This window comes from Psychrobacter sp. P11G5, assembly GCF_001593305.1.
In the GTDB taxonomy this organism is placed as follows: domain Bacteria; phylum Pseudomonadota; class Gammaproteobacteria; order Pseudomonadales; family Moraxellaceae; genus Psychrobacter.
This window is the reverse complement of record NZ_CP012533.1, coordinates 1,849,238-1,864,433: the sequence shown is the minus strand read 5'-3', so window position 1 is coordinate 1,864,433 and position 15,196 is coordinate 1,849,238. Positions and strand designations below refer to the sequence as shown.

At 42.0% G+C, this 15,196-nt stretch carries 7 protein-coding genes; 2 read left to right on the top strand and 5 right to left on the bottom strand.

Translation table 11 applies throughout. The features are described 5' to 3' along the window. Window positions 1–24: 24 nt before the first annotated feature. Window positions 25–216: a DNA gyrase inhibitor YacG gene (locus AK825_RS07585; RefSeq protein WP_068035953.1), complete on the bottom strand. Its 192-nt coding sequence runs from the start codon at window positions 214–216 to the stop codon at window positions 25–27. Between the two features lie 245 nt (window positions 217–461). Between AK825_RS07585 and AK825_RS07580 the strand changes: the two genes are divergently transcribed. Beyond that, the gene (locus tag AK825_RS07580) at window positions 462–1,160 is read left to right on the top strand and encodes a DUF938 domain-containing protein (RefSeq protein ID WP_068035951.1); all 699 of its coding nucleotides are present in this window, start codon (window positions 462–464) and stop codon (window positions 1,158–1,160) included. A gap of 152 nt (window positions 1,161–1,312) precedes the next feature. Here the strand turns inward: AK825_RS07580 and AK825_RS07575 are convergent, their stop codons facing one another. Continuing rightward, window positions 1,313–2,707 carry an AarF/ABC1/UbiB kinase family protein gene (locus AK825_RS07575; protein ID WP_068035950.1) on the bottom strand — a complete coding sequence of 465 codons (1,395 nt, stop codon included), beginning with the start codon at window positions 2,705–2,707 and terminating at the stop codon, window positions 1,313–1,315. 378 nt (window positions 2,708–3,085) lie between these two features. Further along, a complete protein-coding gene (gene purD, locus AK825_RS07570) occupies window positions 3,086–4,438 on the bottom strand; it encodes a phosphoribosylamine--glycine ligase (RefSeq protein WP_068039174.1) in 1,353 nt (450 codons plus the stop codon). Between the two features lie 551 nt (window positions 4,439–4,989). Here purD and AK825_RS07565 point away from each other — a divergent pair. Continuing rightward, a complete protein-coding gene (locus AK825_RS07565; RefSeq protein ID WP_068035949.1) occupies window positions 4,990–9,870 on the top strand; it encodes an NAD-glutamate dehydrogenase in 4,881 nt (1,626 codons plus the stop codon). Between the two features lie 167 nt (window positions 9,871–10,037). Here AK825_RS07565 and AK825_RS07560 read toward each other — a convergent pair whose 3' ends face one another. Both AK825_RS07560 and AK825_RS07555 read right to left on the bottom strand, forming a co-directional pair. Then, window positions 10,038–11,117 (bottom strand): WG repeat-containing protein, encoded by a 1,080-nt coding sequence (locus AK825_RS07560; RefSeq protein ID WP_068035947.1) that lies wholly within the window; start codon window positions 11,115–11,117, stop codon window positions 10,038–10,040. A 54-nt stretch (window positions 11,118–11,171) separates the two neighbouring features. Then, window positions 11,172–15,122 (bottom strand): AAA family ATPase, encoded by a 3,951-nt coding sequence (locus AK825_RS07555; RefSeq protein WP_068035945.1) that lies wholly within the window; start codon window positions 15,120–15,122, stop codon window positions 11,172–11,174. Between the last annotated feature and the right edge of the window lie 74 nt (window positions 15,123–15,196).

The window sequence follows — 15,196 nt, the reverse complement described above, 5'->3', positions numbered from 1 at the left end:
GCACTATATACGGATCACAACAAGTTAAAATTCATCAGAAAATGGCGTAGACTCAGCAGGCAAGCTATAATCTTCATTCGCCCAAGCGCCAAGGTCAATAAGCTTACAGCGCTCACTACAAAAGGGCTTAAACTTATTGTCTTGCCAAGCAGTTTTAGTGCCGCAACATGGACATGGGTAAGTTTTGGGTGTGGAGTTGGGGGTAGATTGCGTCATAATGAAGTGAGGTTAGCCTCATGGTTATGAAGGAAAGTATGATCAGTGAACAAGAGCCGTTATAATAGCACGCGGTCAAAAAAAGACAAATATAGAGCAGGGTATATCAAACTAACTTTAGTGATATTTCTGTAGCATCGTATAGGTTATAACAATAATACCTCTATTTAGTCTGCAGTATAATCAGACCTTTATTTAAATTGACACTTTATCAAAAATTACAACGAACAAAGTAAGGACAACTGATGAATCATGAGCAAACGCTTTCACACAAGCAAGTACGTGTATTCCAACCAGAAAAGCTCTCAGCCCCGCGCGACTTTTTTATTCCAGAGGTTATCCAAAATACAGCTAATAAAGATGATGGCGATAAGTTGCCATTAATATTGGAGATTGGCGCAGGGAAGGGCAAGCATGCGTTAAGTTTCGCAGCAGTACATTCTGAAAAGCATTTGATTGCTATTGAGCGCACACGTAATAAGTTTGAAGCTTTTACCAAACTATTTAATCAACAGCTGCTGGACAACCTAACTCCAATTCATGCTGATGCTATCGCTTGGACTGTACACGCTATCCCTCCTGATAGTCTTGCAAGTATCTATCTGCTATATCCAAACCCTGAACAACACAATCCTAATCAGCAATGGCTGAATATGCCATTTTTTGAATTTTTATTATCACGCTTGCAAGTAGGTGGTGAAGTCATTTTAGCGACTAATATAGAATCTTATATGGATAATGCAGAACAGCAAGCATTAAGTATTTGGCAATTGCCAAACAGGCGTCATAAGGTGCTATCTGATAGCCAGCGTACGCACTTTGAGGTGAAGTACTTGGCTCGTGGAGAGACATGCTGGCAGTTAACAATGACCAAGCCTGAAGGTTATAAAACTAGGTTTGATAATTGGTTTGCAGAGGAAGATAGCGTTAACGATAAAAAATAGCCTAAGTGGAAATGATTAAAACATAAACGATAAAAGTTACTCAACAACCCTAAAATATAAGCCATATAAAATAGCCTAAGCAAATAAAATCAAATAATAAAAAAACCGCTCCAAAAGAAGCGGTTTCCAAAATTTAGCATCTACCTAGCTATTTATAGAAAAGGTTTTACCAACTTTTCGGAGTCAGTATAAGCGTTTATTACTGTCAAAAACGTATAAGCACCGATAAACTTACGGCTAATAAACATAAACTCTTTAGGAGGTAGGTTAAATTCAAATGATTGAATGGCACGAGTAGCACTCGCTGAGATACGCGAATGTAATTTGCTATTAGCCCAAATATAACGCTTTTGCTCATCTAAACAATCTGCAGGGATATCAGGATTAGCATCAGGATGACTGAATGGCTCTGTAGCAAGTAGGAATAACGATGCAATATCTGCTCGCACTTTATCGCTCATCGTATTAAAAAATTCATAGCCTGTCATACCTTCCATCATTGCTTGATGGTCATGATGATAGCCTGCGCGTAATAGGCTACGAGCAATGGTAAGTAGGGTATTATCAAACTGACGGATAGCGCCAAAATCCAATAATATCAGTTTATCTGGCTCATCAACATTATCGCTGATACGTACTAAATAGTTGCCAAAATTTGGATCCGTCTGCATCTCACCCCAGACAAAAATCTCTTGCATCATGATCTCTATTGCTGCTTGACCAATAGCATTGCGTCGTTCATGCGGCACTAGTTGCAGGGTTTCAGAGGTAACGGAAACCCCAGGCTCATAAGTCATGCAGAGTAAACGCTTACTTGAGTATTTACGATTAATCTTAGGTACCACATAACGAGGATCATCGACTAAGCGCTCATAAAAGCGTTCTGTCGTTGCCGCCTCTGCATCATAGTCAACTTCATGATGGAGCAGGTCACGTATCTCTTCAAACCATGTATCAAGTGCCCGTGTTTGCGGAACGATATTGCTTACTTTCAATAAACGCTTAAATAGTGCAAGATCGGAGTTAATAGCGTCGGCCACCCCTGGGTACTGAATTTTCAGCACCACTTGCTCACCCGTTTCTAGTACCGTTGCACGGTGGACTTGGGCGAGGGAAGCTGTGCCAATAGGAACGGAGTCAACCTCAAGTTCGCTGAGCTTATCTCCTAAGATATGCTGTAAAGTTTGTTCTATTTTTGGCCAAGTAAGAGTAGCGGTATCGTCGTTAAGTGTTTGTAGCGCCCGAGTAATCTCAGGCGGTAATATATGCTCACCATACATTGCTAGCATCTGGCCAATTTTAACTACTGAGCCTTTGAGTTTACCTAGTTCCTCTGCGACATAATTTGCCTGCGCCTCCATAAATACTTGATTACGCTTCGAGCGTGCCTGCTTATCCAAAAACATACCAGACATACTATTGCCTGCCCAGCGGCGACCAATATTTAGGGAAGTCTTGGCAATCGATAATCGACGTTCAAACCCAGAAGTTTTTAGGCTATCGATTGATTGCTTATTATTAGAAGGTCTAGACGGATCATGTGCCATAAATATAACCATTCATCAGGTTGTACTGATTTGCGGGTTTAAGACTAACAATACAAGTGAGATGCAAGGTTAGCATACAAAATCGTACTGACCCGTAGGTCATAGCACGAATGATGGTGTTACATTAATAATGCTAATAAAAGTGATTTTATAAAACTAGTGCTCACGAATTAAAGGTGTCGTACTTGCTGTAATATTATTTTTTTCGTACTATTACAGCAAGCTGAATACTAAGAAATTAGTACTGAATTGAAAATGCCATTATTGAGAGTTTAACTCATTAGAAGCACTAAAATCACCCCAGCTTGTACTTAGACTGGGGTTGGAACTCTACAGCTTAACAGAGCATCAAAAACATTGTCTAAAGCATGATTTATATTAAGACTGTTCACGTGCAATAGCATGATGACCAATATCACGGCGATAATGCGCACCATCAAAACTGATCGCAGCCGTCACTGCTAATGCAGCTTGCTGAGCGTCCAAAATGCTATCTGCTAAAGCAGTCACACACAATACACGTCCACCGTTAGTGATAACTTCTTTGGTGTTTCCAGTATTGTCGCTATGTGCAGCATCTGTATTGCTATCATGAGAAAACGCTGTGCCAGCATGGAATACTTTTACCGGATTATTATTATTAGCATCTAATTCTGGCAAGCCAGCGATCACGTCACCCTTTGACGAGCTTTCAGGATAGCCTTTTGAAGCAACCACGATACCAAGAGCAGGGCGGGTATCCCATTTAGCATCACTAGGTAGTTGACCTGCTAGTCCTTGTGCAACTAGATCTACCATCGACGACTGCAAACGCATCAAAATAGGCTGCGTCTCTGGATCACCAAAACGGCAGTTAAATTCAATGACATAAGGATCTCCTGCTTCATCGATCATGAGGCCTGCATACAAGAATCCAGTATAAGGGTGACCGGCAGCATTCATTGCGTCGACCACTGGCTGAATGACTTGCGCCATGACTTTATCGTGGACATCTTGAGTAACGACTGGTGCTGGAGAATATGCTCCCATACCGCCCGTGTTTGGACCTGTATCACCTTCAAACGCACGCTTATGATCTTGGCTAGTTGCCATTGGTAAGATGTTATTACCATCAATCATACAGATAAAACTGGCTTCTTCACCTTGCAAAAATTGCTCGATTACCACACGGCTACCGGCGTCTCCAAATTTATTGTCCGCCAGCATATCATCGATGGCTTCATGTGCTTGTTCAATAGTTTCAGCAACGATAACGCCTTTACCAGCGGCAAGTCCATCGGCTTTGATGACAATTGGTGCACCTTGTTCATCAATATAGGCTTTGGCAGCTGCGGCATCCGTAAAGCCTTGGTAGGCAGCCGTAGGAATACTGTTTTGTGCCATAAATTCTTTGGCGAAGGTTTTTGAACCTTCTAGTTGTGCACAATATGCAGTCGGCCCCCATGCTTGAATACCAGCCCCACGGCAAGCATCAACAATACCAGCAACTAATGGGGCTTCAGGACCAACGATGACCATATCAATAGCATTATTCTGGCAAAACTCTATGACAGCACTGTGTTCACTAGCGTCATTGTTAGTCGCTTCTAAGATAACATTTTGGCATTTAGGTTCTAAAGCAGAGCCTGCATTACCAGGTGCGACATAGATGTGCTGCACATTCTCATCTTTGGCACACTGCCAAGCCAATGCGTGTTCGCGACCACCTGAGCCAATCACCAAAATATTCATCATACGTCTTGCCCTTAATTAAGCGTTAATAGCGAATCAGTAAAGCACTGTCAAACATACTGCCGTATTCTAACAAAAAAGTCGTACCTATTGCCATGAGTATCCACTTGCCAGCCACACTCAATACACTATAAAAATAATACAATGAAAATTTGTTGAACAATTGCTTATCAATGGCGTAGACTATTTGGATAAATGAATATTTAAAGGTTATTAGGGTTGAATTGACGATATAATAGACAATTATCTTATGAATAAAGGTTATTAAGACAATAAATATTCATGAAATATTTTTTTACACTTTAGCTATGTTGATAGGTGCGTTACAATCCAATAGATTAGCGATAGATAGCTGAGCCAAGGATCTTTAAGACCTAGCTTATCGTAAGAAATGGGTTCTAAGGTAAAAACGTCAGTGGTTTGATCGATTCAGTGTTTTTAGCTCAAATCGATCTCAAGCTAACATACCATCGTAAATATTCGCTAATAGATACCATTAAAAGTAATTAATATTAATCTAAAAAATCAAATTTATAAAAAGGACGGATACTATGCCCAACTCTCTTGGTATCACAAAAGAGCGTATTGGCCAGATAAGTGATATTGCCACCAGTTATGTGCAAAAGGATAAATCACTACTTGATCATTTTATTAACAGCTATTATCGACCGCTCCATCATGAGACTGCAGATGTCATCGATGATACAGATTTGGCAGGTATGGCACTACACCATTTTACGCTACTAAAAGCCTATGAGGGTAGTAAGCCACAATTGGCCGTCTTTAACCCAATTGCTGAAGAGCAGCATTTTCATAGCTCACATACTATTATCCAAATGGTGGCGTATGACCGTCCGTTTTTGGTAGATACAATGCTGATGAGCCTTGAAGCACAAGGTATTGATGTCCATCGTACTTATAATACGATCATTAGTGTTAAGCGTGACGAAGACGGTAATCTTACCCACGTCGATAGCGCCCATGAAAGCGCAACTTCTCATATGTCACTAATTCACTGTGAGATTGCCTACCAAGATAATGATGAGTTAGAGGCGCTACATCAAATACTTTTAGACAAGGTTGATACGCTTGATACTGTAGTTGGTGATTGGAAAGAGATGCGCTCGCGTCTGACTGATATTAAGGCTGAGCTGGCGCAAAAACCACTACCTGAGGTCTTTTACTCTCAGCAAGAAATTCAAGCGTTCTTAGACTGGATATTAGACGATCATTTTATCTTTTTAGGCTATCGTGAATATCGCCTTGAAGGTGGCAACTATATTGACGTCACTGATACAACTGACGATAGTAAACAAGGTGGTGTCAATAAAAACGCGGACCTAGACTTGTTTGCAATCGGTAATAGTGGTCTTGGTCTATTACGCGGCGCCGAAGAAGATAAGCTATCTGAAAGCTTTTACAGACTGCCTAAAGAGCTTAAGCAACTTTTGACTGAGCCGCGTGTACTAATGCTGTCTAAGTCAAGTCGAGTGTCACCTATTCATCGTCCAGTATATATGGACTTTTTGGGTATTCATAAATTTGATGACAATGGTAGATTGGTAGGTGAGTATCGTTTTATCGGTCTACTTACCTCACAAGCGTATCAGCTTACGGTTCAACAAATCCCGCTATTACGTGAAAAAGCTAATAAAATCATGGCAATGGCTGACTTGCCACGTGCAGGCCATGCTTATTATAAAATGATGCATGTCATCAATACTTTACCACGCGATGACTTATTTCAAGCCAGCGTCGAAGAGTTATATCCTATCGTCTCTGGTATTAGCCAATTACAAGATAAAAAGAGTCTGCGCTTATTTAGCCGTATTGACCATTATCAACGTTTTGTGTCGTGTCTGGTTTACATTCCACGTGACAAATTCAATACCGAATTGCGCATTGAAGTACAGCAAGTACTAAAAGATGCTTATGGCGGTACATCATCTGGCTTTACTACTGAATTCAATGAGTCTGAACATGCTCGCGTGCATGTGCATGTCCGTACGGTACCAGGTCAAGTCAATAATGTAGATAACGCTGCGCTTGAGGCTGAATTATCAGCACTTATGGAGTCATGGACTGATCATTACCAGCAAATGCTGCTTGATAATGTTGGTGAGCAACAAGCTAACTCCTTAACACGTCGCTTCTTAAACTATATCCCAGCTGCTTATGAAGAGCGTTTCGATGCTCGTACAGCGGTTGAAGATACCAAACGTCTGGCTAGCTTGACCAATGAGCAGCCAATGATTTGGCATTTATATCAGTCAACAGGAGACGCGGGCAACCAGTTGCATTTGAAACTGTATGGACGTGAGCAACCAGTTATTTTGTCTAAAGTGTTGCCGATTCTTGAAAACTTTGGGGTGTCGGTTATCTCAGCACAAACTTACGAGTTTGATCTGCCAGATCAGCCGATTTGGATGCAAGAATATGAGCTAATCTTAGAAAACGTCGATACGGTCAATATGCAAGTGGTTCGTGGTCAGTTTGAAGACAGTCTGAAGCAAATTTGGGCAGGACGCGTTGAGAGTGACTCCTTTAACGAGCTAGTACTAATTACTAAGCTAGATACTTATGATGTGGTCGTGCTGCGTGCATTATCACGCTATATGATACAAGCAAAAGCGCCTTTCTCTAGTGCTTATATACAGCAAACTGTGGTAAAAAATAGTGCTATCAGTGTGGCTTTAGGTAGTCTGTTCGATGCGCGCATGAATCCTAAGTATAATGAAGATGAACGTAGAGAAAAAACCACTCAGATTCAACAGAAAATTATAGCGGCATTGGCAGATGTAGATAGTCTAGATGAAGATCGTATCTTGCGTTGGTACTTAGATTTGATTAATGCCATGGTGCGTACCAACTTCTATCAAACCGATACCGATGGTCAGCGTAAAGATCGCCTATCGTTTAAGTTTTTGGCAGCAGATATTCCAAATCTGCCCAAGCCTAAGCCCATGTTTGAGATATTTGTTTATTCACCGCGCGTTGAAGCAGTGCATCTGCGAGGCGGTAAAGTTGCCCGTGGTGGTCTGCGCTGGTCAGATCGCATGGAAGATTTCCGTACTGAAGTATTGGGCTTAGTCAAAGCACAGATGGTCAAAAACGCAGTAATTGTCCCTGTTGGTTCAAAAGGCGGCTTTATTGTCAAAACTAAAACCATGGCAGATGGTCGTGAAGCGTTCCAAGCCGAAGGTATCGCCTGTTATCAGACATTCTTACGCGGTATGTTAGATGTCACTGATAATATCGTTGATGGAAAAATTGTCCCGCCAGCCAACACCGTGCGTCATGATGAAGATGATCCGTACTTGGTAGTGGCAGCCGATAAAGGCACGGCAAGTTTTTCTGATATTGCTAATGCTTTGTCTGCTGAATATAACTTCTGGCTTGACGATGCCTTTGCTTCAGGCGGCTCAGTTGGCTATGACCATAAAGCGATGGGCATTACGGCACGCGGTGGTTGGGAATCGGTCAAGCGTCACTTCCGTATGCGCGGTATGGACATTCAAAACCGTGATGACTTTACCGTAGTCGGTATCGGTGACATGAGCGGTGATGTATTTGGTAATGGTATGCTGAGATCTACTCATACCAAGCTAGTCGCTGCCTTTAACCATCTACATATCTTTATTGATCCTAATCCGGATACCGCTGCTTCTTATGCAGAGCGCGAGCGTTTGTTTGAAATGCCTCGTTCGACGTGGGACGACTACGAAAAGTCGCTCATCAGTCAAGGTGGCGGTGTGTACTCACGCCAAGATAAAAGCATCGCTATCAGTGCTGAGATGAAAGAGCTGTTCGATATTAGTGAAGATAATCTAGCGCCTAATGAGTTAATCACTGCCCTAATGAAATCGCCTGTTGATCTTATTTGGAATGGTGGTATCGGTACTTATGTGAAAAGCGAAAATGAAAGTCATGCTGATGTCGGTGACCGTGCTACCGATGCGTTACGTATCAATGGTAATGAGCTACGTGCAGCGGTCGTTGGTGAAGGTGGTAACTTAGGCTTTACTCAACAAGGTCGTATCGAATATGCACAAACGGGCGGACGTATTTATACCGATGCTATTGACAACTCAGGTGGCGTTAACTGCTCAGATCATGAAGTCAATATCAAAATCTTACTTGGTAAAGTCGTTGAGCAAGGTGATATGACCTTAAAACAGCGCAATGAATTGCTTGAGAGCATGACCGATACCGTTGCAGAATTAGTATTGCGCCAAAACTATCTACAACCACAAGCGATTGAGCTTAGTCACATTCGTGCAGCAGCTAACTTAAGTGATCATCAGCGTTTCATTCAGATGTTAGAGGGTGAAGGGCGTCTGGATCGCGCGATTGAGTATTTACCATCGGACGAAGAAATTGCCAAACGTCAAAAAGCAACTACTGGCCTGACCAATCCTGAGCTAGCAGTCGTCATGGCTTATGGCAAAATGTGGGTGTATGACAACTTGTTGTTGTCCGATTTGCCAGATGATCCGTACTTCGTTAATGAGTTACGTAAGTACTTCCCTGATGAGCTGGCCTCACGTTTCTTTGATGAGATGACTGAGCACCGCTTGCATCGCGAGATTATCAGTACTTATCTGACTAATAGTGTGGTTAACCGCTTAGGTATTGAGGCTCTATTCCGTCTTTATGAGGAAACAGACCAGTCGCTGGCAACCATTGTTCGTGGTTATGCGATTAGCCGTGATGTCTTTAATGTGTCAATAGCATGGAAAACGCTTGAAGCGTTAGATAATCAGGTCGATGCAACGCTATTGTTAAACCTTGAGCTACGTCTACGCGATGCGCTTGAGCAAGGTGTTGTCTGGTTTATCAATGCCTTTGGGCAAGATTTGCAAGTCGCTGATATGATTAGCCGCTTTAGAGAAAGTGTTGAGAAATTGACTAAATCTGGCGGGTTCATTGAACAGCAATTTGCAGAGTACTTGCAAGAAGATGCCACCAGCTTGATGCAAGAGGATCTGTCGGAGAGTGATGCGACAATGTTTGCTATGCTGCCTTACCACGTTGATGCGCTTGATGCGGCGTTACTGGCTGAACAATATGAACGTCCTGTCGATGAAATTGCAACATTATACTTCGAGGCGTATCACGTCTTGCAGTTAGATTGGATGATGGATAATATCGCCACTTTACCGCAGCATGACTACTGGGATCGCCGTGCGCGTCATGCCTTAGTAAATGAGCTATCACGTAGCTTGCGTCTATTAATGGATGCAGTATTATCGAAGCCAGATGCCAAGCAAGCCTTTAGCGAGTGGCGTTCACGTCATCTCGATCAGCTAGCATCTGTTGAGACAGAGATGCACAAGCTCGATGAGCTCTATAGTGAAGATGAAGATGGGCAGGTTGGTTTATCAACATTGTCAGTGCTGATGAGTGAGCTTAGCGGCTTGGCTACTAAGTAAAGCTCTAAGTACAGACTACATAATGTAGGCTGCTTAATAAAATTGCTTAAATCAGCAGATGTTTTAAAAATAAAACCCCACCGTTATGGATTAACGGTGGGGTTTTTTATTGTGTAGGGCAGGTACTCATTACAATTAAAAAATAGGAAAGCTGAGAAAATAAGCGCTTAGTCCAATTCAAGCAATGTATTTAAATGTATCATCTCGCCATTTTTTTCAAGCCAGACTTTATCCGCATCATCACGATAGCTATCAAATTGAGGTTCTAATACGACATTGCCTTTATCGTTAAGTAGACCAATCTTGCCAGCCTGCTTATAAGTATAAAGTTGGTGATATAACAGTTTTCTAATAGCTGTATCTGAAGAGAGAATTAACTTACCGTTAGAATCAATAATTTGGGCGCTCTCGATATCGTCTTGAATATCTTCGCTCATGCCTTCTGCGTTACTGCCGTCGATCAGAGTACTGCGCAGAAATAACGGCACATCGCCATAACTATTAAACAACTCAATATGTTGGTTGGCTGCCAGTGGAAGGATTACATCGTTATTTTGGTCAATAAGCGCGGTCTTATTTTGCAGACTTACTTGTAAATATAAAGGCTCGCCTGTACAGGCATTTAACGGATAGATCGCATCATACTGCGGCATAATTGCCCAGTAACCTCTATCATCGAGCAGTCCTGTTAGTCCTCTATTTTTAGCTACTATAAAATAATCTTGGTCATAATCAGAATCGTAGTGTGCGTGCTGAATACGAACATCTGCTAGCGGGTAAACCCAGTCACCATGACGATTGATGATGCCTTGTTTAGTGGCATTGCTAGCATTGTCTGAGGTGTTAATACTGACGATAAAGCTGGTCGCAATATCAGGCTCCGTTTGAATTTCATCATACTTAAAAGGCACGATAATCTTGCCAGCGGCATTGACGACACCATATTTACTACCGTGTTCTTTACCATTATTAATCTGACGCTGCGCTAATAGATACTTATCCATCAATATATAAGCATTGGTGAGATTGTCTATGATGACATTGCTGTCTAGGTCTTGTAGCTGCTGCATACCATCGCCTTTTTTGACCAGCTTGCCAGCGAATGCTTCATTATTCTCGATACGCTCAAAATAGCTATTGGGTAAGTAACCGGCACAGCTGATGGTAGCGTGGGCAGGGGTCATAGCACTAACCGCACCAACAGATAAAATAGATACCCATGTTAAGAGTGCTAATTTGTTAGTCATCGCTATTTCCTTATTATCATACTTTTTATTAACTGCCTTAACTGCTGTCTTAATTTACGAGGCTTTTTCATCGGTAGCATTGACAACTCGGCGACAGCCTTGACCACTGATTTGGCTAAAGCCGCCAGACAGTTTTTCGACCTTTATTTGGGTGAGGATACGGTCTTTTAACGCCTGTACGTGCGAGATGATACCGATCAATTTACCTTCTTGTTGTAAGCTGGTTAAGGTATCGAGTGCAATATCAAGTGACTCTTCATCAAGCGTGCCAAAGCCTTCGTCTAAAAATAGCGAGTCGACGCGGATATTGTGACTGGCCATTTGTGATAGCCCAAGTGCCAGTGCCAGACTGATAATAAAGCCTTCGCCGCCAGAGAGGTTTTTGGTACTACGAATATCGCCGCCTTGATAGTTGTCGATGACATTGAGCTCAAGCGGATTGCTGTCATCATGAATGAGCAAATAGCGGTCACTCATTTTTTGCAGTTGCGTATTGGCATGACTAATCATGACCTCAAACGTTAAGCCTTGGGCAAAGGTACGATATTTTTTACCATCAGCCGAACCGATTAACGTATGTAGCTGCTGCCAAACTTGTAGTTTTTGTTTTTGCTCATCAATCGCAAAGAGCTTTGCAGCTTGTTCGCCTTTTTGGTTGTCGTTATCCTTGAGCTTTTGGTCAATCGCACCGATTTTTTGACTTAACTCGTCGATATCTATTTGTATTTGCTGATGCTGGCTTGCAAGCGTTTCTTGGCTTTCATCTGTCATAGGGTTGGCAAGTTTTTGTTCTAACGCTTGCTGGGTGCTATCTAACTGCAACTTAGCTTGATGCAATGCATTATCAATCGCTAATTTACGTGTATGTAGTGCTTCGCGCTCTTCTTTAGGCAGGCGGGCACTCACAAAAGCAGCTTCATTGACGAACTGTGACTCTGCGAGTAAATCAGAAAAGATGCTTTGCTGCGTATTCAGTGTGGTAGTCGCCGACTGTAGCTCTGTGTCTAGCTGCTCCTCTCTAATCTTTAATTGCTCTAATGCTTGCTCTACAGAATCTAGCTGCCTCTGTGCTACTACTTGTTTGGTTTTAGCTGCGTCAACCGTACTGCGTAATTGATTTTCTTCATTGTCCGTATTTTTATCAGCAAAAAGCTCTTTTCTATCTTGCTTTAATTGTTCGATAGCCTTGGTTTTATGAGCAATTAAGCGCTCTAGCTCTTTGAGCGCTGTTTCATCATTGCTAAGCTGTATTTGCTTGGTTTCAATCTGCGCGGTCAAACTGCTTAAGGTATTGGTTAGCTGCTGCTGGCTGTCTTTCCGATCGTTAAACTGTCGTTTTAACTGGTTTAAAGCGCTGCGCTGTTGACGTAATTTTTCAATATGGTAGTCATAGTCTGCGCTGTCCATTACCGTTTGCTTATCAAAACTGTTATGCAGCTGTTTAAGTGCGTCAGATAAGTCTGCCGCATTGAGCGCTGTAGTTAAGTGCTCTTTATATTTATCCGTTGGGTATTTATGCGTTAGAGATGAAACGGTGGTCATCAGGGGCGCCAACTCTGAGAAATTAGCAGCAATCTTATCTTTTATACCATCAAGCTTCTGCGAGTTAAGCTTAATATCAGTGGTTAGATTGTTAATGTCGTGACTAAGTGCTTGTTGCTGCTTTTCATCGGTTTCGATGGCAGTACTGAGCTTTGCAGCACTTTCAGTTAGGTTTTCATATTCGACAACTATGGTTTTAAGAGACTGTTTATGTTCAGTTAGGTCATGTTTGGCGGTGTCTAATAAGGATAAGCTATGATCTATATTCGTGATGGTCGCATTAATATCATCGTTTATCTGATTAAGAGTATTGATAATCGCCACAATCGATTCAGAGTAATTTTTTTCAGACTCAAATAGTGAGGCTATGTACTCCTGAATATCACCATGTAATATTTCGGATTGCTGATGTAGTGGCACTAGCTGTTGTTGCTGGTTGTTAAGCGTTTCTTTCTTTGTAGCATATTCGATATTGTATGTTGATAAAGCCTGCTCAAGGTTATCAATAATGGTTTCTAGTTCAGCTATTTGCTGCTGAGTTTGTTGCGTCTTAGTCTGTTTTATTGTGGACGACTGTTTTTGCTCGACATTGTCATTGATATTATTACTGTCTAATAACGGATGATGCTTACCATAAGGATGCTCATGCGCGCCGCATAACGGGCAGGGCGATCCATCTTCTAGTTCTGCTATGTAGTCTTCAAGCTTAGCGACCTTTTGTAGTAAATTCAGATGCTCTTGCTTTTCTTGTTTTTTAATCTTAGCATCTTGAATATCTGACTGCTGATTGGCAATCAGTCCTTCTAAAGATATTAACTCCTTGTTTAGCGTAGGTAGCGAGAGGTTGGTCTTTTTGATTTGGTTAGCAAGTTCAGACAGCTGCTGTAACTTAAAGCTGGCTTGCGCAATCTGACCGCTGATCTGATCCACTTGCTCTTGCTCGCCGCGCATACTAACAAGCGATTGTTTTTTAATAAGTGCGGCTTGCTGCTGTTGTAAGCTGGCAAGTTGCTTACGTTGCTCAGTTATTAATAACTTATGTATGTCATATTGCTTAGATAATTTATCGAAATGAGCTTGTAGCTGGCTGGATTGATTGTCATGCGCAAGCTTATCCGCCGCTAAGCTGACATTATCTTCTAGCAGCGCCTTTAATCGGCTACAGCTGCTATCAAAGGTCGCCATATCTGTATCAAGATCATTTAGCTCTTGATAATCGCTAAAATACTTTTCTATACCGCTAAGCTTAGCTTTGGTCTCTTGTTCTGTTTGTTTGTGGTTGTCTATTTCTTGACGTAACCGTTGCGTATTATTGACTAATACATTTTTACGTTGATCATCATCTGCTAAAGAATGGGATTGCTGTTTTATCTCAGCATCCAACTCGCGTGTCTTGGCAATAATAGGCAAAGTGGCTTGCAGATTGTCCGTGGCTTGCTTTTCAATGGTATTGATATTGTTTAAATGGGTCGTGGCTTGTGCAAGCGCTTCTTGCTGAGATGGAATCTTACTGAGCAAATTTTGCTGCTCGAAACCCAACCGCTTGACCAACTCTCGGCTATAAATCAGCTCTCGAAATTGGCTATCAATCTCTAGCGCTTTATTAGCAATATCTAGGCGCTGCGCTTCTGGAGTAAAGTCTGTTTGTATCTGCCGTGCTGCTGCAAAATTAGCCTGGAAAACCGATAAGTTTTGCTGTAGCTGCTGTACATTATCGAGCCACTGCATCTGCTCGCTCAGGATTTTGAAAGTTTGTCGCTGCTTGCTCTGCTGTTGATTAAGGCTTTCCAAATCTGCTGCCAGTAACTTTTCATCTTCAAGACTTAATAACGACAAGCTACTAACGCCCGCTTGTATCTTGCCAAGCACTTCTTCCTCAAAGCGTTTCTTTTCATGGACGTTTAGCGATATTTTGGCATAGATAGCAGTACCGGTTATTTTTTCTAAAATCGCCGCTCTATCGCCAATATCTGACTTTAAAAACGCGGCAAAACTGCCCTGTGCTAGCATGATGGAGCGGGTAAATTGATTAAAATCCATGCCGATAAGGTCTTGAATGTAGGCGGAAGTCTTAGACTTTTTCTCTTCTAAAATCTTACCGGTTTTAACCTCGCTAATCTCGTGTCTAATCGGTAATAAGTTACCCTTGGCTTTTTTGTGAGCGCGATGCTGGTACCAGTAGCATTGATAGCGTTTGGCATCAATCTCGATGATAACTTCTGCCGAGCATTCACCCGTACCTTGGGTCATGATCTCGTTCGTTGAGCCGGTAATATCACCCAATCTTGGCGTCTGACTATAAAGTGCTAAGCAAATCGCATCCAAGATGGTGGTCTTGCCAGCGCCCGTCTGCCCAGTAATGGCAAAAATCCCTTCATTCAGAAAAGCGGGGTCACTAAAATCAATGTGCCATTCGCCTTTTAAGGAGTTCAAATTTTTAAGTCGTAGTTCTATCAGTCGCATGGGCAGGTCTTATTTTTATATAGAGTAGTTATAAAGAGAGTGGTGACCAGAAGTTCTTGACTAGCATCTAAAAT

Coding starts and splice junctions, on each gene's coding strand:
- AK825_RS07585 (WP_068035953.1), bottom strand. CDS start 216: ATGACGCAATCTACCCCCAACTCCACACCCAAAACTTACCCATGTCCA.
- AK825_RS07580 (WP_068035951.1), top strand. CDS start 462: ATGAATCATGAGCAAACGCTTTCACACAAGCAAGTACGTGTATTCCAA.
- AK825_RS07575 (WP_068035950.1), bottom strand. CDS start 2,707: ATGGCACATGATCCGTCTAGACCTTCTAATAATAAGCAATCAATCGAT.
- purD (WP_068039174.1), bottom strand. CDS start 4,438: ATGAATATTTTGGTGATTGGCTCAGGTGGTCGCGAACACGCATTGGCT.
- AK825_RS07565 (WP_068035949.1), top strand. CDS start 4,990: ATGCCCAACTCTCTTGGTATCACAAAAGAGCGTATTGGCCAGATAAGT.
- AK825_RS07560 (WP_068035947.1), bottom strand. CDS start 11,117: ATGACTAACAAATTAGCACTCTTAACATGGGTATCTATTTTATCTGTT.
- AK825_RS07555 (WP_068035945.1), bottom strand. CDS start 15,122: ATGCGACTGATAGAACTACGACTTAAAAATTTGAACTCCTTAAAAGGC.